18 protein-coding genes are annotated in these 19,203 nt (G+C 43.6%); 3 read left to right on the plus strand and 15 right to left on the minus strand.

Going from position 1 to position 19,203, the window contains the following annotated elements; all coding sequences use genetic code 11:
• Positions 1 to 37: 37 nt before the first annotated feature.
• The 7 genes from ACDJ58_RS20505 to ACDJ58_RS20535 form a co-directional block, all read right to left on the minus strand.
• A complete protein-coding gene (locus ACDJ58_RS20505; RefSeq protein ID WP_413372650.1) occupies positions 38 to 1,801 on the minus strand; it encodes a dipeptide ABC transporter ATP-binding protein in 1,764 nt (587 codons plus the stop codon).
• A gap of 17 nt (positions 1,802 to 1,818) precedes the next feature.
• Positions 1,819 to 2,712: an ABC transporter permease gene (locus tag ACDJ58_RS20510; protein ID WP_413379765.1), complete on the minus strand. Its 894-nt coding sequence runs from the start codon at positions 2,710 to 2,712 to the stop codon at positions 1,819 to 1,821.
• A 35-nt stretch (positions 2,713 to 2,747) separates the two neighbouring features.
• Entirely contained in the window at positions 2,748 to 3,680 is a 933-nt protein-coding gene (locus ACDJ58_RS20515) for an ABC transporter permease (RefSeq protein WP_379443870.1), read from the minus strand.
• Between the two features lie 189 nt (positions 3,681 to 3,869).
• Positions 3,870 to 5,567 (minus strand): peptide ABC transporter substrate-binding protein, encoded by a 1,698-nt coding sequence (locus ACDJ58_RS20520; protein ID WP_413372651.1) that lies wholly within the window; start codon positions 5,565 to 5,567, stop codon positions 3,870 to 3,872.
• A 151-nt stretch (positions 5,568 to 5,718) separates the two neighbouring features.
• Positions 5,719 to 6,093, minus strand: a complete 375-nt coding sequence (locus ACDJ58_RS20525; RefSeq protein WP_413372652.1) for a DUF3397 domain-containing protein — start codon at positions 6,091 to 6,093, stop codon at positions 5,719 to 5,721.
• Positions 6,093 to 7,055 (minus strand): ketopantoate reductase family protein, encoded by a 963-nt coding sequence (locus tag ACDJ58_RS20530; RefSeq protein WP_413372654.1) that lies wholly within the window; start codon positions 7,053 to 7,055, stop codon positions 6,093 to 6,095. Before ACDJ58_RS20530 ends, ACDJ58_RS20525 begins: the two co-directional genes overlap by 1 nt.
• Positions 7,056 to 7,199: 144 nt before the next feature.
• A complete protein-coding gene (locus ACDJ58_RS20535; protein ID WP_063567002.1) occupies positions 7,200 to 7,850 on the minus strand; it encodes an RsfA family transcriptional regulator in 651 nt (216 codons plus the stop codon).
• Positions 7,851 to 8,165: 315 nt separating this feature from the next.
• Here ACDJ58_RS20535 and ACDJ58_RS20540 point away from each other — a divergent pair, with 315 nt between their 5' ends.
• Together ACDJ58_RS20540 and ACDJ58_RS20545 are read left to right on the plus strand one after the other, a co-directional pair.
• Positions 8,166 to 8,402, plus strand: a complete 237-nt coding sequence (locus ACDJ58_RS20540; protein ID WP_053781237.1) for a DUF2626 domain-containing protein — start codon at positions 8,166 to 8,168, stop codon at positions 8,400 to 8,402.
• A 181-nt stretch (positions 8,403 to 8,583) separates the two neighbouring features.
• Positions 8,584 to 9,663, plus strand: a complete 1,080-nt coding sequence (locus ACDJ58_RS20545; protein ID WP_413372655.1) for a hypothetical protein — start codon at positions 8,584 to 8,586, stop codon at positions 9,661 to 9,663.
• Here ACDJ58_RS20545 and ACDJ58_RS20550 read toward each other — a convergent pair.
• Both ACDJ58_RS20550 and ACDJ58_RS20555 read right to left on the minus strand, forming a co-directional pair.
• Complete coding sequence (locus ACDJ58_RS20550) at positions 9,655 to 10,935, minus strand: extracellular solute-binding protein (protein WP_413372656.1); 1,281 nt, start codon at positions 10,933 to 10,935, stop codon at positions 9,655 to 9,657. The genes ACDJ58_RS20545 and ACDJ58_RS20550 overlap by 9 nt on opposite strands.
• Positions 10,936 to 11,157: 222 nt before the next feature.
• Positions 11,158 to 12,492, minus strand: a complete 1,335-nt coding sequence (locus ACDJ58_RS20555) for a PhoH family protein (RefSeq protein ID WP_024628438.1) — start codon at positions 12,490 to 12,492, stop codon at positions 11,158 to 11,160.
• A 153-nt stretch (positions 12,493 to 12,645) separates the two neighbouring features.
• On the opposite strand from ACDJ58_RS20555, the gene ACDJ58_RS20560 reads away from it, so the two are divergent.
• On the plus strand, positions 12,646 to 13,341 hold the full coding sequence (locus tag ACDJ58_RS20560) for a YhcN/YlaJ family sporulation lipoprotein (protein WP_413372658.1): 696 nt from the start codon (positions 12,646 to 12,648) through the stop codon (positions 13,339 to 13,341).
• 7 nt (positions 13,342 to 13,348) lie between these two features.
• On the opposite strand, the gene ACDJ58_RS20565 is transcribed toward ACDJ58_RS20560, so the two are convergent.
• From ACDJ58_RS20565 to ACDJ58_RS20590, 6 genes are all read right to left on the minus strand, one after another.
• On the minus strand, positions 13,349 to 13,801 hold the full coding sequence (locus ACDJ58_RS20565) for a pyridoxamine 5'-phosphate oxidase family protein (protein ID WP_379443850.1): 453 nt from the start codon (positions 13,799 to 13,801) through the stop codon (positions 13,349 to 13,351).
• 99 nt (positions 13,802 to 13,900) lie between these two features.
• Positions 13,901 to 14,962, minus strand: coding sequence for an LCP family protein (locus ACDJ58_RS20570; protein ID WP_413372660.1), 1,062 nt, complete (start codon positions 14,960 to 14,962; stop codon positions 13,901 to 13,903).
• Between the two features lie 90 nt (positions 14,963 to 15,052).
• Complete coding sequence (locus ACDJ58_RS20575) at positions 15,053 to 15,349, minus strand: YlaH-like family protein (protein ID WP_053781242.1); 297 nt, start codon at positions 15,347 to 15,349, stop codon at positions 15,053 to 15,055.
• A gap of 304 nt (positions 15,350 to 15,653) precedes the next feature.
• Complete coding sequence (gene typA, locus ACDJ58_RS20580; RefSeq protein ID WP_413372662.1) at positions 15,654 to 17,495, minus strand: translational GTPase TypA; 1,842 nt, start codon at positions 17,493 to 17,495, stop codon at positions 15,654 to 15,656.
• 177 nt (positions 17,496 to 17,672) lie between these two features.
• Positions 17,673 to 18,167 carry a hypothetical protein gene (locus tag ACDJ58_RS20585; protein ID WP_413372664.1) on the minus strand — a complete coding sequence of 165 codons (495 nt, stop codon included), beginning with the start codon at positions 18,165 to 18,167 and terminating at the stop codon, positions 17,673 to 17,675.
• A 291-nt stretch (positions 18,168 to 18,458) separates the two neighbouring features.
• The gene (locus tag ACDJ58_RS20590) at positions 18,459 to 19,118 is read right to left on the minus strand and encodes a TerC family protein (protein ID WP_413372665.1); all 660 of its coding nucleotides are present in this window, start codon (positions 19,116 to 19,118) and stop codon (positions 18,459 to 18,461) included.
• Positions 19,119 to 19,203: the final 85 nt, after the last annotated feature.

Below are 19,203 nucleotides of genomic sequence, written 5' to 3' on the forward strand. Positions count from 1 at the left end.
GATATTCATGGATAAGTCCAAATGAAAAATGTACTTTTTATACGTAAGGTTCTGCAACCCAGTGACCTTTGGATACCTCAATCAATTGAGCATTCTCCAGGTTGTATGGATCATTTGCAGGACCACCAGATCCATTCTTAAGCGCTTGTTCTTCCGGCAGCAAAATGCGACGTTTGCTCGCTTCTACTTCCGGATCAGGTACAGGGATCGCGGACAGCAATGTTTTGGTGTAAGGGTGAATAGGATTAGCATAAAGTTCTTCACTTTCTGCCAACTCAACCACTTTACCCATGTACATTACAGCTACACGGTCACTGATATGTTTAACCATGGACAAGTCATGCGCAATAAACAGATATGTCAAGCCGAGGCGTTGCTGAAGTTCTTCAAGCAAATTAACGACCTGAGCCTGAATGGACACGTCCAATGCTGACAATGGCTCATCACAGATGATGAATTTAGGGTCTACGGCCAATGCACGGGCAATCCCTATCCGTTGTCTTTGACCACCTGAGAATTCATGTGGATAACGGAGTGCATGGCTAGGATTCAGACCTACCAGGTCTAGTAGTTCTTCAACGCGTCTCTTCCGCTCTGTCCGACTTGATGCCAGACCATGAATATCAAGAGATTCACCGATGATATCCATAACGTTAAAACGTGGGTTCAAGGATGCATAAGGATCCTGGAAAATCATCTGCATATCTTTACGCATTTCTTTCATTTTGCGCGGGGACAGCTTGTAGATATCCGTTCCATTAAAGTTAACATTTCCGCCTGTTGGCTCATAAAGGCGCAGAATTGTACGGCCAGTTGTGGATTTACCACAGCCAGACTCCCCTACAACTCCAAGTGTTTCGCCTTCAAAAATATCAAAGCTAACATCATTAACCGCTTTTAGAATGTTCCCTTTGCCCAAATTGAAGTATTGTTTCAGGTTCTTCACTTGAACCAGCGGCTTGTTGGCACCTTTGATAATACCAACTGGAGTAGGCTTTTCTTTTTTAGGCTCGTCCAGACGAGGCAGAGCATTCAGCAATTTAATCGTGTATGGATGTTGAGGATTACTGAAGATTTCAGCAGTTGTTCCTGTTTCAACAACTTCGCCTTCCTTCATAACGACAACACGATCACACATTCCTGCGACTACTCCAAGGTCATGCGTGATAAGCATGATCGAAGTTCCAAGCTTTTGCTGCATGTCCTTCATAACATCCAAGATTTGTGCCTGAATCGTTACGTCGAGTGCAGTTGTTGGTTCATCCGCAATCAGAAGGGATGGACGGCATGCCAAGGCAATCGCAATCATAGCACGCTGGCGCATACCACCGGAAAATTGGTGTGGGTAATGGTTCATACGCACATCCGCATTTTTGATGCCTACAAGTTCGAGCATTTCCAATGCGCTTTTTTCCGCTTCTTTTTTGGACATATTCTGATGCTTGCGCAGCACCTCGGTAATTTGCTTACCAATTTTGATGGTAGGATTCAAAGAAGTCATTGGATCCTGGAAGATCATGCCGATATCTTTACCACGGATGGCTTCCATCTGTTTATCTGTCTTATTCAGCAGGTCCTGCCCGTGAAAAGTAATTTCTCCGCTTTTAACCTTCGAAGGCGGGGAGGGAATCAATTTCATGATGGTTTGGGCAGTAACACTTTTACCACTACCAGATTCACCTACGATCCCCAGCGTCTCTCCTTTGCCAAGTTCAAAACTCACATTTTTAACGGCATCAAATTCACCAGAACGCGTCGTAAATGACACACTCAGGTCTTTGACTGTTAAAATCGGCTCCATAATCCCACCTCCTATTTCTATTTACGTAATTTCGGATCAAGCGCGTCGCGCAAACCGTCACCAAGCAAGTTAAATGCGAGCATTGTCATAACCATCAAACCTGCAGGGAACCACATCCGCCAAGGATACAGCGTCCAGCCTGTAAGTGCATCATTGATCATAGATCCAAGAGAGGATTTAGGGGCAGATACACCCAATCCGAGGAAGCTCAAAAATGCTTCTGCGAAGATGGCATTTGGGATGGACAACGTCAATGTAACGAGAATTGGTCCGACAGCATTTGGCAACAAATGACGGAAGAGTTGACGTCCCGTGCTTGCGCCCATGGAACGAGCAGCAAGGATAAAGTCTCTGTTTTTGAGTTGCATAATCTCACCACGCACAATCCAAGACATACTGATCCAGCCTGTGATGGTAAGTGCAATGATAATCGTTGTCAGACTTGGCTCCAATACAACCAGCAACAAGATAACAACGAGCATGTAAGGCAGGGAGTACAGGATCTCGGAGAACTTGTTCATGATGCCGTCAACACGCCCACCGTAGAAGCCCATAATTGCTCCATAAATTACCCCAATGACAAGGTCAATTAAAGCAGCAGCTAAACCTACAGTAAGAGACACACGTGCACCTACCCAGGTTCTTACCCATACATCACGACCCAGTTCATCTGTTCCGAACCAGTGTGCTGCACTCGGTGCAGCATTGGCATTCAACAAATCATTGGAATAATAATTATAACTTGAGAACAAAGAAGTTGGACCAATCATAGAGAAAATGACAACAAGGACTAGAACAGCCAAACTAATCATAGCGGCCTTGTTGGTTGCAAGTCTATACATAGCGTCTTTGAATAGTGATACACTCTCTTGCGATTTCAACGCTGCCTGACTATCCAGGCCTGTGTTCACCGTTTCATTATTGTTGTTATTCGTGCCAGACAACGTTATGCCCCCTTCCGGCTTTCTAGCTTAATTCTAGGATCGATCAGCACGTAAGCAATATCCGTAAGGAAACGTGCAAGCATCAAGAGAATACCATAGAAGATTGTGATCCCCATAATCATCGTATAATCACGATTCGTAATACTTTCTACGAATACTTTACCAATCCCACCAATATTAAAGATCTGTTCAATAACAACGGAACCTGTAATAATGTTCGCTGTCATTGGACCAACATAAGTAACGACTGGCAGAATACCGTTCCGTAAAACGTGTCTAAACATAATAGCCGGCCATTTCAAGCCTTTGGCTTTGGCTGTCTTGATGTAATCTGCATGCAACACTTCCAACATGCTTGAACGCGTCAAACGAGCGATAAAGGCAATTGGAGATGCCGACAGTGCGGCAACCGGAAGCACATAGTCGAGCGGGCCATCGAAGCCCATAACATTAAACCAGCCGAGTTTGAATGCAAAAACATATTGCACCAGGGATGCGAGCAAGAAACTCGGTACAGCAATCCCGATAACAGCCAGAATCATTGTAATATCATCAATCAACTTGCGATGGTACACTGCGGCAATAAGCCCCAACAAGACACCCACAACAATTGAGATAATAATCGCAAAGATTCCTAGCTTCAGCGATGCTGTAAACGTTTGAGTGATCATACCAGTTACATCTTGATTCAGGTATTTCATAGAAACCCCGAAATCACCTTTGATGATTCCACCCATATACTTCAGGTATTGTTCATACATCGGTTTGTCCAAACCATACTTCACTTCCAAAAGTGCCCGGATTTCAGGTGATACTTTTTTCTCGGATGTAAAAGGGTCACCCGGAATGGCCTTCATCAGGAAGAAGGTTGCTGATGCGAGTATGAAAAGCGATAGCAGCATAAATAGCAGTTTTTTCAGCACGTACTTAACCAACCCTTGCACACCTCCACAAACAATATTTTGTATACAAATCGATTGTAGAATTAGACATGAATAATGTCCAATCCATTTATCGGAAATTTCAAGAATTATAAGGAAAATCGGTGCACATACAAAAAAATCGGGATATATATGGAATTCCACATATATATCCCGAAGTAATCATATAGACTTCAGAACAACTTATTTCTCTTCCAGATATGCACGAGTGAAGTCAATAGCTCCACTGAAATCAAGTTGTACGCCTTTCAGGTAAGGCTTAGTCAAAGATACGTTAGTGTAGTAATAGATCGGCAATACGCCCATTTCATCTTGAATCAGGATTTTCTCAGCGTCAGCAAAAGCAGCCATACGAGTAGCTGGATCTGCAGATTTTACAGTCTCTTTAACATCTTTGTCATACTGTTCGTTGCTGAATTTGGAATCATTGTTTGTGTTTCCAGTAGTCCACATTTCCAAGAAGTTGTACGGATCGTTGTAGTCAGCAGACCAGCCCGCACGAGCGATTTGGAAGTTTTGGTTTTGACGGTTCTCAAGGAATACGCCCCACTCTTGGTTTTCCGTTTTCACGTCAACACCAAGGTTTTTCTTCCACATATCAGCAACAGCAAGAGCGATTTTCGCGTGACCGTCACTAGTATTGTAGATCAAAGTTACTGCTGGCAATGTTGTGTAGCCTTCTTCTTTCATACCCTCAGCAAGCAATTTCTTAGCTTCTTCTACGTTTTCAGTGAAGAAGTCATCTTTGTGCTCATCACGGAATTCGCCGTTTTCACCGCGGATACCTGGAGGTACAAAGCCGAAAGCCGGAATTTGTCCACCTTGTGTTACTTTGTCAACGATCAATTGACGCTCAATTGACATTGCAAAAGCTTTACGGATTTTAACGTTGTTAAATGGAGCTTCATTAACGTTGAACTGGTAGTAGTACGTACTTGCAATACCAGTAGCTTTAAACTCGTCCGGCAATTCCGCTTTTACAGAAGGAATTTGGTCGGAAGGAATTTCACCGTTAGGTGCGCCTGTGTAGTCCAATTGTCCAGACTTGTAAGCTTGCAGTTCGGAAGCACTGCTGTTTGTCAGGGACATGTTAATTTCAGACAATTTGATGTCAGAAGCTGCATGGTAGCTTTCGTTTTTCTTCACGACGATTTTTTGACCTTTAGCGTATTGATCCATTGTGAATGGTCCGTTAACGATCATGTTTTTGTAGTCTGTGAAGAATTTGTCATTCGTGTCAGCAGACTTGTGTACTGGGTAGTACGTGTAGAATGCTGTCAGACCCAAGAAGTAAGGTGTTGGGTTTTCCAACGTTACTTCCAACGTGTGCTCATCAGTAGCTTTAACACCTACTTGAGAGAAGTCTGTGATTTTAGTACCTTTATATGTTTCGTCTTTGCTCAGGTTGTAACCCTCAGCACCTTTGATGTAATACAATTGGTAAGCATATGGAGAAGCTGTTTCCGGTTTCAAAGCGCGTTCCCAAGAACGTACAAAGTCTTCGGCAGTGATTGCATCACCGTTGCTCCATTTAGCATCCGGGTTCAGGTTGAAAACATATTTCAGACCATCTTCGGAAATTGTCCAGTCTTTAGCAACACCTGGAGCTTCTTTGCCATCAGGGTCGATACGCACAAGACCTTCATACAAGAATTTCAGTACAGTGTTGGTTTGGCTGTCTTTTGCTTGAGCCGGGTCTAACGTAGGAGGTTCAGCTGACAGGTTAATTTTCAGGACTTGATCTTTAGCAAGACCATTTCCTTCGGTTGCAGAACCAGTATCGGTGTTACCTGTGCCTTCGTTTTTCGATCCGCACGCTGCAAGTACGGTACCGAACGCCAAAATCAGCGTCAAAAGGACTAATAGACTTTTCCTTTTCATCTAACACTTTCCCCCTAAATTGATGTGGTATATGTTTATAGATTATACAACCACCGGTCAAAAAAATCTACATTACTTTTTCAGAAAGTAATGTTTTTTTCAGTTTTCGACAAAATCGACACATTTTTTAGCCCTTTTGCGTTATGTATCCTCACATCTGTTTCATGAAGTATCTAAATAATCCAAATATAGTAAACAAAACATACCCAAAACTCATGATAACAAAAGCCATGCGCCAAACGGCCCGGAACATTCGACCCCCATCGACCTTACCTTTGAGCCGATTTTGTGCACCTCCGATGAATCCAAGCGCTATTAGTATGAGTATTAGTGTTAAATAAAATCCAAAATTCGAATCAAATGTTAAGTTGAATAACGCCGATACAGAGAATATAAGGAATAAGGTTGTTACATCCATTGCCGAGCGCAGCGCCACACGCTTATCTTTTTTCCATCCATAAATGATCCAATACACAAGAAAAAACGGAAAGAACGGCAGTATGCTCAGCATAATAAAAAATCCCATTAACTCACTCCTTCCGGTTGCATACCTTCAATCAGATGAAGCAGTACTTCATGCATCGGAGCAGACAGGCCACACCGACACGCCATGCTTACGATTTGCCCGTTAATGGATTGCACCTCCGTTTGTTGTCCATGCAGAACGTCCGACAGCATGGAAGATGTATTCGAGGCGGTGGAACGACAGACGGAGAGGATTTGTTCCCACACATCCACATCAAGAAGTATTCCGCTTGCTTTGTATACCGCCAATGCCTCGTCGTACAGCTGACGCATAAACATGATTCGCTCTTCCTTTGTAATTAATTCACCGTTAGGAATACGCCATATCGCGGTAAGAGGGTTAATGACAGCATTGATTAACAACTTCCTATAAATCAGCTTATCGATTTCATTCGACACTGTACAGCCAAATCCTGCCTGCTGCAAAAGTCCCTGTAACCGAATGGGTTCATTTGGATCCATTGGCGTTAGAGATGAGATACGTACATCTGCACTTTTGCCCAACCAGGTCTCTCCTATACCTGCACGGATGACTCCATCTTGCTGACGTTTCGCCCCTTCTGTGGTTATGACGCTGTATATATTGGAATGTGGCATATTGGATTGTACATCATCCAGATGTCCAACCCCGTTTTGGAAACATGCGATGTTCATCACTCGCGTCTTCAATGAATCAATTTCACGTATAACATCATGTATCGCTGTCTGCTTCACCATTAATAGTAGCCAATCTCCAGGTGATTGTTCCCATACTCGGGTTAAATCCGTAATCGGCTTGACCTGGATATGGTTAGGCGTAATCTGAATGGTTTTCTCCCTTTCAATGACCTTAAATCCTTCTATACTCAGTTTATTCGCCTGTTCAGCCGTTCTGGTCCAAAATCGAACCTCGTTGCCTGCGTCCTGAAGCTTTCCTCCATACAAAAGACCCAGTGACCCTGATCCTACAACGTCAATGATCATGCTGCATCCCTACCTCTACTCCAATAGTTACTTTTATCTATAATAGAACAAAAACAGCAAACAAAAAACCCATCATACCCGCCGTTATGTAACGGAGGTGTGACGGGCTCTAATCTAATGCTGATCATCAAACACATTTTGCTTTTATTCAATTCGTTCCAGATTCCCGTTGGCGTCCATTTTGAATCTCGTTTTGAGTTCTTCTTCTTCTTCTGTCAGAAATGCGAGTCTACGAGCACGATCCATAATCTGAATCAGTGCTTTATAATCGTCATTTACAACACGATAATCGGTCTGTACTTCATTCACTTCCTTAGAGAGACGATCATTCTCGCAACGCAGTTCATGAAGTTCATCCTCTTTTTCACGAAGCTCTTTCTCAAGCATCTTGAGCTGGCGACCGTTTTCCTGCACAGTTCCCTTCCATTGCCGCAGGAATCGTATAACTGCATCAATGGATAGAGAGTCTTCCGAAATACCATCCGCTTTGTACAGATTTTCTTCTGTATCGAGTGTGGACAAAGCTGCTACCTGTGGTCCAAGCAAAGCCGGTTGTTTGCGGAGATAACTTCGTTTTTGTCGTTGAGCCTTAGCATTGCTAATAGCAGACTCATACTTCTTACGCACACAGCTGTTCCAGCGAAAACCGCAAGCGGCAGAAGTTCTGCCTATTTTTTCGCCAACCTCTTCAAAAGCGGCCAATTGTGTACTTCCTTCCCGAATATGACGCAAAGTAACCTCAGCCAAAATCAAATCGTCCTCTGTACTCCAAGCATCCTGTCTCACTGCAGTCATGCTATAATACCCTCCTAACAACATCCTAAAATAACCGTCCCCATAACCGGATTTCCCGGCATGTGAATTAGGTATAAAAGCTGCTTCATTCATTCTTATGCCTCTCATAGAGTTCATAGAATTGATTTCATACTAAAATGTATTTCCACATTTATGTGTGCTCATACGTTACATATGCAAAACAAACCATACATTAACTCTTTTCGGCCAAAAAAGAATTCGCTTTCATATCCAATTTTGTTTACACCTTTTTCCTTTCCCGGTATAATGTTGTGTAGACAATCTATGAACATACATAGGAGAGGAGGACTTACCGTGGCGCGCATGTTTCGGGTACTCGGGTTCTTCACGCTAGCGATTGGCCTGATGGCTTTTGCGGGAGACCTGGTCGAAATGGCTTTGCTTTTTTTCCTGCAGACTGCGTTTTTTGTCATTTTGGGATATTTGAAATTTACCGAACGTACGTACATATTGCTCTTCTGGGGTTATATGATCGTGACATTCACAGGGTTCAGCTACTGGACCGTATTCCAAATGGATTTGCCGCTCTAATCCGCCAGCAGCATCAAAGCGATCCGGCTACAGTCGGATTGCTTTTTTGTGGTTTTCAGATTAAATGACTATTCTTTGTGTTATGTAACCACTACGGATATTTCACGTATCTATTTCATATATTGTCTGGAAGAGATAAGCCAGTTCGCATCATATGTAGATATGGAAAGGAGAATGATGGGTGAAACGTCGATACGGCATTCCTGGCTTCATCGCATGTATTATATTTTTGATCCAGCTACCTTGGACTTATGCCTATGGAGAGCCTTCATCTGAGGATACACGCGAAATATTGCAACAAAGCCTATCCATCGTCGAAATCGATCATGAAATCGAACGTATTGCAACAAGACAAAAACAGCTGGACGAACAGCGTCAGACGTTATCCATTCAGCTTCAGGAACAGGAAGAACAGATACATACTCAGCAAGACCGTGCGGGTGCAGTTGTGAGATCCTACTATACCGGGGAGCGTGATAGTCTCTTGATGACGGTTCTGGGTGCAAGATCCATGAAAGACCTGTTCATTCTATACGATTACTATCAGATTATTATTGGCAGGGATCAGGCTGTTCTGGACAAGTATCAGGATCGATATCGCACTATGCAGCAAACGTCTGCCCAGATTAATCAGACCTCTGTAGAACTGTCTGAACTTAAAAACAATCTTCAAAATCAACGTGAACGAGTACTTGCATTACAGAAAGAAGTGGACGGAAAAGTAGCTGCCAGCGGGGATGCTGCAGCCATGCAGAAATTGATGGACGAGTTGACCATCTATTGGGAGAACATCGGCATTTACGAGGTCAAGCGATATTTCAAAGCATTGGCATCAGCCATGCAGAACCTGCCACAATTTATCCAGGAACAAAACGGAGGAATCTCCACTACCGGAACATCGTACACCATTCGAATCGGACAAGATGAGTTAAATACGTTTCTACGTTCGCAGAATCCGATCTTTGAAGACTTCGCCTTTCAGTTCGACAAAGATCGAATTACTGCTTCTGGGCAGCGTGATCAGTTGCAATTAAGCATTGAAGGACATTATACGGTTGAGAGTGAACCGCAGAATTCAATTCGTTTTCATGTCGATAAACTTGTGTTTAATCAGTTAGAACTACCTGATACCACACGTCGTATGTTGGAACGGGAATTCGATCTCGGATTTTACCCACAGAAAATTCTGTCGTTTGTCAAAGCCACAGAGGTATCCACAAGCGAAGGCATACTTGAAGTAAAGCTCGCCATTTCATTTTGACGAGCTTTGCAAGGCAATAATGCTTTTGACGTACTGATTAGCCGTGATCTCTCCCGCGAGAAGTTGTTGGATCTTCTTTTGAAAGGCAGAAGTTAATATAGGACTTTCCGTCATTACGGCTTGTGAAGATTCAGCTGGAAACCAGGATTTTACATCCGTCGCATCATACTTCTTTATTAGTTTCTGTGACTCAAGTTCTAGTTCTTGCTGCTTTGCTGGTAAATAGTTAGCCTGTTGGTACCACTCCGATTGCACGGCAGAGGAAGTCATTCCTTCAATCCAGCGGCTTGCCTCTTCCGCCTCAAGTGATCCAGCTGCGATAACAAGACTTCTTGATCTCAGCGGTTCTAACGCACTGAAAGCTATCTTCTCTGATGAACCCTGTTCGCCTGCCACGCCTTGATCTCCACTCAACAAACGTGATAGCAATGTTACTACCATAGGAGCCCCCGTTTGCTCACCAGAAGCAGAGATCGTCGGATTTATGGATTCGACCGTAATATGCGACTGAATCTGATCCAGCAGCTGTATGCTCTGTTGGTACGCCTCCGTTTGCGAGGAAGTTTGCGCTTTCTTAATTTTGTCGGGGGCCATGCCTGGCTCAAACTGATTCAACCACGCACTTACCGCGTGAAGGTCATTTAAGTTTACACTTATCAAATCCGTTTCATCTTGCGTTGCTTGTTGTACAAGTTTGTTCCACTGTTCCTTATTTTCGGGTAAACCTGCCAAACCGGCTTCGTCCAGGAATGAAGAGCGAGCTGCGAGTACATAGGCGTCAAAATCAAACGGCATCCCCCATTGGTAACCATTCCACTCTGTCATTTCCCGCAAGCCAACCACAGTTTCTCCCAAAGACTTGGACAGCGTTGTACCGTTTAACGGATACAGATGTCCTTTTTTGGCATGATATTGAACTTCCGCGCTATCCAGAAGAATAATATCTCCGCTCTCCCCTACCGAAAATTTATTATCAAGCACTCGCTTATATGTATCTGACTCCAAATTCCGAAGACTGATTTCCACATGTTGAGAAGTTGCTACTTCATTAGCCATTTTTTTAAACGACTTAAAGTCGGTCTTAGACATCGAGACTACAATCTCTAGTGGAGCATGTTGGTCTTCGCTGCGCGATGACGTGTTGGGAAATGCATCTTTTTCCTGATCTCGTTCCTGATTAAGCTGTGAACCTCTAAAATCAAAACTGGGAGACAGAATCGTTAACGAAAGCAGTAGCACTGCGAACAAAACAACCTGGTGTCCACGCTTCATTAACTTCCCCTCCTTGCTCACCTAATTTTTTCCTGCAACACTCATTGTAACAAATAAGTAGTGCTCTTGTCCTATCCTGCCAAAAAACAGTTTTCCGATATTTTGCATACCTCGAGCATATCGAGTTCTGTGCAATAACTGATTTTTATTTTTTCAGCAAAAAACCGGCCCTAAGAGCCGGTTCAATAGAAACATTTTCCGGGAAATAAACTTCCCGTTACCTTACAATAAATCCGCTGCAAGCTGAGCCAACTTGGAACGTTCTCCTTTTTCCAGCATAATATGTCCGCTGATTCCCTCTTGCTTGAATCGCTCCACAATATACGTCAAACCATTACTTGCTGAATCCAGATAAGGGTGGTCTATTTGCTCAGGGTCACCCATCAAAATAATTTTACTGCCTTCTCCTACCCTCGATACAATGGTCTTCACTTCATGTCGAGACAGGTTCTGCGCTTCATCGATAATGATAAACTGTCCTGGTATAGACCGTCCACGAATATAAGTGAGTGCCTCAACCTGAATACTGCCAAGACCCATCAAAATTTTATCAATGTCGCCTGCTTTTTTGGTATCAAACAAAAATTCCAAGTTATCATAAATCGGCTGCATCCATGGTCTTAGTTTTTCTTCTTTCTCACCAGGGAGATAACCGATATCTTTCCCCATTGGCACAACCGGACGGGCGATCAATAATTTTTTGTACTTATGATCATCCTCCACTTTAAGCAAACCTGCAGCAAGCGCCAACAAGGTTTTCCCCGTACCCGCCTTTCCTGTAATCGTGACAAGTGGAATGTCATCATTCAGGAGCAGTTCTAGGGCCATACGCTGTTGCGCGTTACGTGCACTGATGCCCCAAACATTATCATTACTCAGGAAAAGTGGTTCCAGCTTCGTTCCCTCTGTATTTACTTTGAGCAAAGCCGATTTATTGGTTCCCATCTCATCCTTGAGAATTACAAATTCATTCGGGTAAAGCGAATAAGACAATTGTAACGGTTTGATCGGTAGAAAGCGATATGTGTAAAACTCATCAATGACCGAAGGATGAACCTTCAGGGCAGTATACCCTGGATATAATTCACTAAGACCTGCCGTTCGATCTGATAAGTAATCCTGTGTGAAAAGACCGAGTACATCCGCTTTGATACGAACAAGCACATCCTTGCTGACCAGAACCACTTGTCGCTCAACGACCTCTTTCTCATTTTCCTCAATCTGATAATTCAGGGCGACGGCCAAAATCCGATTATCGTTGGACACTTCTCCAAACATTTCCTGTACTTTCACAAAACTACGATGATTCAGTTCCACTTTCAGATTGCCTCCATTAGCTAAAGGGACGCCACTGTGCAGATGTCCCAATTCACGCAACCCATCAAGAAGTCTCGATACATTACGGGCATTACGCCCAATTTCATCGGCATTTCTTTTTTTGGAGTCGATCTCCTCCAGTACAACCGCGGGAATGATTACCTCATGTTCCTCAAAGGCAAATATGGCATTGGGGTCATGCAGAAGCACGTTCGTATCCAATACAAAAATCTTTTTCATTCAATCCCCTCCAAAGCGGCGTCGTTAAAGGCATGGATAAGTGTGATCTTTCAGCAGCGACATGGACAATCATGCTCCCATACATAAATGTATTCGACTAGGACAAAATAATTGTCAACCATTCTGAAAAACTCCAGGAAAGGATGAACATTTATGAAATATTGGGTTTGCACGCTGCTTCTGATCTTTATACTTACAGGCTGCAACAGTTCTACACGTAATGCCTCGCAGCAACAAGGTCAGCATGCCAAAGGTTACGGAGGAAATGTTACAACTCAGCAAGACCAAAGGAAAGGATCTCACATGCTCAATACTCAGGAAGATCGGTTGCACCCTTCAGCTGTGGACCATCTGACCGAAAATACAGGCGAGGTTCATGAGAAAAACGTCATGGACAACACCAAGGCCGATCGGATGCCAAACGAAAAAAGGGTCACCCACCTCAAAACACTTGCCAAGCAAGTGGAAGGTGTCAAAGATGCCAACTGTGTCATTCTTGGCAATACAGCCGTAGTTGGCATTGATGTTGATGGTGATCTGGAACGTGCACGAGTAGGTACAATTAAATACTCTGTTGCCGAAGCTCTTCGTAAAGATCCAGAAGGTGTGGATTCCATTGTTACCGCAGATGCTGATGTCACTGAACGCATTAAGGAAATTGGTGAGCATATTCGTCAAGGTCATCCAATATCCGGTTTCGCTTCAGAACTCGCTGACATGGTGGGCCGGATCATTCCCCAACTACCCAAAGATGTCAAAGTCCGTCAAAATCCGGATGAACATGTTGAACGTGAACAACAAATGCAGCAGCTGCATTCTTCTGACAAAAGACAACAAAAAGCCCAGTGATCTCTCACTAGGCTTTTTTCATTGCAGTAAAAACCTGCTCATCTAATTTCTCAGCAGCACGCTGATCATATATTTTGACATATTGAGGCACAGAGGACAGTTGGGCTCCATAAAAAAGGGCATTCCTTACCGCTTCAATGGAAATGTCGAAACAGCACATGTTAAACGGTACATCCTGTAACGGATTTTGTCGTACGGAAGCACGTCCGTTTACCGCATAGACCATCTCTTCTCCAAAAATAGTGACGGTAATGACCGGATTCTCGATCATATTGTTCACGAGACGTGAACGATGATCAATCGCCACACGAAGGGTAGAAGCATTCTCCGCATAAATCCAGGAAATTGCTGTTGATGTCGGACCTCCAGATTCAATGTCCACGGTGCTCAAGAGCACAAAGGTTTCGTTCTTGAATTGCTGTAAAAGAGATTCAGTCAATTGTGTGACGGCTTCGGACATCCAACCAGCCCCCTAATCTTCTTTATGCAATTCTTAATTCGTTGTTGATGATATTATAGCATACCATCAAACTCGCTTCCAATCCTAAAAGAATGAATGTTACTCGGCTGTTGGAGATGCTGTTACTTTACCTGAAAGTGTATCCTGCAACGCCTGTTTTGCATTAGCCAATTCAGTTTCGTTGATATATACATATGGACTTCTCCACTCTCCGGTTACAGGTGTGTAGTGCACATCCGATTTGGAAATATTCCAATAGGTTGAAATGAAGTTCTTCATTTGCTCCGATTCCACATCTGTTGTCATGTTATCGTCAACAGCGCCTATCACTTTACCAATCTTCGTTACGCCTCCCAGTGATTTTAACTGATCCAACATGGAATTCAACACTTGATTCTGACGTTTATTTCGGTCAAAGTCGTTGGATTCATCTGTCTTCGGCTTACAGTTCGATTTACGGTAACGAACAAAATCAAGTGCTTCTTTGCCATCCAAATGCTGTGCACCAGCTACCAGGTTAATATCCGTGCCATCGGCCGTATCTTTGTAACACATGTTTTTATCCACTGTCACATCCACGCCACCTACAGCATTAACCGCATCACGGAACGCTTGAAAATTCAGTACCGTTGTATAATTGATATCCACATTCAGATATTTGCCCATCATTTCTTTCATTTGATCCTCTGCATTTTTACCAGAGGTTTTTTCTTGCGCTTTAAATTTAGGATAATAGGAATTCAATTTATTCGCCTTATATCCATCCAACTGAATACGGGTGTCCCGAGGTAAAGATACAATGGTTGCCGTCTTGGTCTCCGGATTCAGAGAAGCTACCATAACCACATCCGAGAGATACGTACCTGTTTCGGGACGGTTATCCGTACCTAGCAGCAACATCGTAATGGGTTTGGTTTTCGCTGACATTCCAGCTGGTACTGGCTTGTCAATGCCCGTATCAGCTACCTGATTGTATACCCAATACAGATATCCACCGCCTACCACAATTGCAATAACCAATAAACTTAAAATCAGTCTGCCAAAGGTTCGCATCCGTTTCTTCTTCTTTGGTTGCTTGCCCTTGCCGTTCTTCGATCCAGAAGCGCCGGATTGAGTCGGTGCCTGTTTCCGTGGAGGCAGTCCGTTCGAATTCGAGTTCATATCTTCAACACCTTTATCACATCTGTTTTGGCCTATATATAAGACAACCGCTTTCCCTAAGGAAAACGGATGGTCTATACTATACAGAATTTATGAGTTTCGAGCGGCAGCTTCCGCTTTTTTCTTTTGACGACCTTCAATAAAATAGCGCACTCGCACTAACAGCATCAAACCAACAGCCACCAGCAAACATTGAATAATTGGCAACTTGTCGATTTGAAAAACAAGAAGCATGAATGTGCCCATCGCCATCAATATATAGAGAACGATTTCCTTACCAAGCGGTAATTTCTGACGTACCCGAAACACCTTGTTATATACGTAAGTAATCAATACAAAGATGACGATGTAGGCTACGATCGGGTTTGATGCGAACCATGCTTGCATACACAGCTAGCTCCTTTCGTGTTCATGCTAGATATAAGTCTATTGTTGATGATACCCTTTCGATAACTCAAGAGAAGTGCATCCGTAGTGACCGTTTCGGTTTCGGATCGTTCTTTCGATCGCTGTTGTCTCCAAATTTTCTTGAACGAATCTTCAAAGGTTAAAATTTGGAGACAAAGGCGAGCGCTTCGCTTCTTCAGAATCGATTCCGATCCCTTCACTACTTTGCTGTACAAACCTTTCGTTACTTTCCGTGTACCCTCAAACATTAACTTATATCATTTATTTTAGTTGTAGTTAGGCGTTATTTTGTAGCCATTTTACGTTGTTTCTCTGCACGCTCACGCTCTGATTTATTCAGGATCTTCTTACGAAGACGAATAGATTTCGGTGTAATCTCACAATATTCATCTTCATTCAGATATTCAAGCGCCTGTTCCAACGAGAAGATAATCGGAGTTTTAATTTTAACCGTATCATCTTTACCTGAAGAACGAACGTTAGTCAGTTGTTTTTCTTTGCAGATGTTAACAACGATATCATTGTCACGTGTATGTTCACCAACAATCATACCTTCGTAGATTTCAGTACCTGGCTCCAAGAAGAGAGTACCGCGATCCTCAACGCCCATCATGCCATAGAACGTAGACGTACCATTTTCAGTTGAGATCAGTACGCCTTGGTGACGTCCACCCACTTGACCGGATACTACTGGAGCGTAGCTGTCAAATGCATGGTTCATTACACCGTAACCACGAGTCAATGTCAGGAAGTTTGTGCTATATCCGATCAGACCCCGTGCTGGGATCAGGAACTCCAGACGTACTTGACCACTACCTGTGTTAATCATGTTAACCATCTCTGCTTTACGTGCGCCCAGGCTCTCCATTACGGAACCCATGCTCTCTTCAGGGATATCAATCAACAAGCGCTCAAGAGGTTCCATTTTCTTACCGTCAACTTCTTTAACGATAACTTCCGGTTTGGATACTTGAAGCTCATATCCTTCACGACGCATATTTTCAATCAGGATACCCAAGTGAAGCTCACCACGTCCGGAAACGATAAATGCATCTGGGCTCTCTGTTTCTTCAACACGAAGGGATACGTCAGTTTCCAACTCTTTGAACAAACGCTCACGAAGTTTACGGGAAGTTACCCATTTACCTTCACGACCTGCGAATGGACTGTTGTTCACGAGGAACGTCATTTGCAGTGTAGGCTCATCAATTTTCAAAACTGGAAGTGCTTCTGGGTTGTTCGGATCAGCAATGGTTTCACCAATGTTGATGTCCTTGATTCCTGCAATCGCAACGATGTCGCCTGCTCCTGCTTCTTCTGTCTCAACACGTTTGAGACCTTGGAAACCAAACAGTTTTTCGATACGTGCAGTTTTGCTCTTACCATCACGCATAATAACCGTTACAGTTTGTCCTTGACGGATCACACCGCGGTTAACACGACCAATGGCAATACGGCCAAGGTATTCATTGTAGTCCATCAAAGTTACGAGGAATTGAAGCGGCTCTTCAACATTCTCTGTTGGGTGAGGGATATGACTAACGATCGTATTGTAGATCGCCATCATGTTGTCATCCTGTTTAGCAGGATCATTTTCCATGCTGGATGTTCCGTTCAATGCGGAAGCATATACAACAGGGAATTCAAGTTGTTGATCATTGGCACCTAGTTCAATGAACAGGTCCAATACTTCATCAATTACCTCAGTCGGACGAGCCGCTGGACGGTCAATTTTGTTTACAACAACGATAGGTGTCAGGTTGTGCTCCAGTGCTTTACGCAATACGAATTTTGTTTGTGGCATGCAGCCTTCGTAAGCATCAACAACGAGCAATACGCCGTCAACCATTTTCATGATACGTTCCACTTCACCACCAAAGTCGGCGTGTCCTGGTGTATCCACAATATTGATCAGGTAATCTTTATAGGTAATAGCTGTGTTTTTGGCCAGAATCGTAATACCGCGTTCACGCTCCAAATCGTTGGAGTCCATTGCGCGCTCCTGTACCGTTTCGTGATCACGGAAAGTACCGGATTGCTGGAGCAACTTGTCGACGAGCGTTGTTTTCCCGTGGTCGACGTGGGCAATAATCGCAATATTGCGAATGTGTTCTCTTGAATGCATGGTTTGTATCCATATCCTTTCCAATTTCAATTCTTATCTACTAAACTTCCCGCAAATTCGCAGGTTACTCACCCAAAATAAGCGTCGGTGATATCCCGACGCATGCCTATATCCCTTATATTATAGTTGATCATAGGTAAAAATCAAGATATTTCGCTCGAAAGACCGCTGGGAATGTTACCAGCCTCTCCCTTGGCGTCCTCGGCCAAACAGTAACCACATCCCGCCTACAATTAAAAGTACCGCCAGAACGTAGATAATACCGGTGTGAAGCAGTGTAAATCCGAATAAAATAATTGAAAGGATGCCCACGCCCAATGCAACTGGTAGTACCATTGCAGGTCTTCGGTGATCGGCCAGTGCATATTCAAGCAAACCAACGGCAATCCCCAGCAAAAATGCAGGCCACAGGTTGCTCATCAATCCGCTGCCCCATGTATTCGTGATCCCGAACAACAGACCATAGACGGTTAACGTACCTGCTGGAACGAGTGACCAAGATGGTGTAAGCCTTGCATAATATAATGCATGAAGAGCAATACCAGGCAACAAGATGAGCAAAGGCCAGAAGTGCCGTCCAATAAAGCCAAACACACCAAATTTGCCGAGTAAAATAATTAAACCCGCAACCGCAATAAATAGTCCAATTGCTTTTTCATTTCTCATTCTCATCTACAATCACCTCTTATAACATTTGGCTATGTACCCCGTAAGATAAACTATAAGCATACCATGATGACTGACTGTTCCCAGCCTTCTTCTAGTGTAGCCGATGTGTATGCAAAAAACTACACTTTATGTCGTACTTCGCCTCTCTCCATTATCCTGTATTACCCTAAAATGATCGGTCTATGACTTATTCAAGTTCGCCCATTCCTTCAGAACAAATAAATATAGCAAAAAACCGCCCTAAAAAGGGCAGTTAGCCAGAAAAATTTACATTTCCTTTTGTTCAAAATCATTTTACACGTTTCGACGAACAAACTTGTGCGCTCCTCCAACCGCGATTACAAGACAAGCCATAGCTATAGGCAGTAGTGTATGCGCCTCAGCTGCCAAGCCACCGAGCCACTGTCCCAGCTTTGGATCATTCATCACCATCTCACCTGCTGTGAAGGCCAGAATACCTGAACCGGCAAACACCAGAATCGGAAATCGCTTCAACAAACCGACAATTAATCCGCTGCCCCACACCACAATCGGAATACTTATGGCAATCCCGATGACCGTGAGCGCCAAGTCCCCATCCGCCAGAGCAGCAATCGCTAGAACGTTATCCAGACTCATGACAAAGTCAGCAATCAAAATCGTTTGGATTGCTTTCCAGGTCGTCGACGCCTTACGAATATGTACTTCATCTTCATTCTGAAGCAGCAGCTTGACAGCGATCCAGAGCAACAGCAAACCGCCAGCCGCCTGAATAAAAGGAATGCCCAACAGCAGCACAGCTGCAAAGGTTAACAAACAGCGCAAAACAACAGCGCCGAAAGCCCCCCACCATACCGCCTGTTTGCGCTGTCTCGCCGGCAAATCCTTGCTTGCAAGTGCAATAACAACCGCATTATCTCCACTTAGAACCAGATTGATCATTAATATTTCGGTCAACAGCCATAGCGTATCCATGCTTCTCATCCCCCCACTCTAACTTGTATGTCAAAGTTGTCCATGCTATTCTTAAACGTTGAACAAGCTTTCTCAGGTTTGGATA

It is taken from the genome of Paenibacillus taichungensis (assembly GCF_047302525.1).
GTDB lineage: Bacteria > Bacillota > Bacilli > Paenibacillales > Paenibacillaceae > Paenibacillus > Paenibacillus taichungensis_B.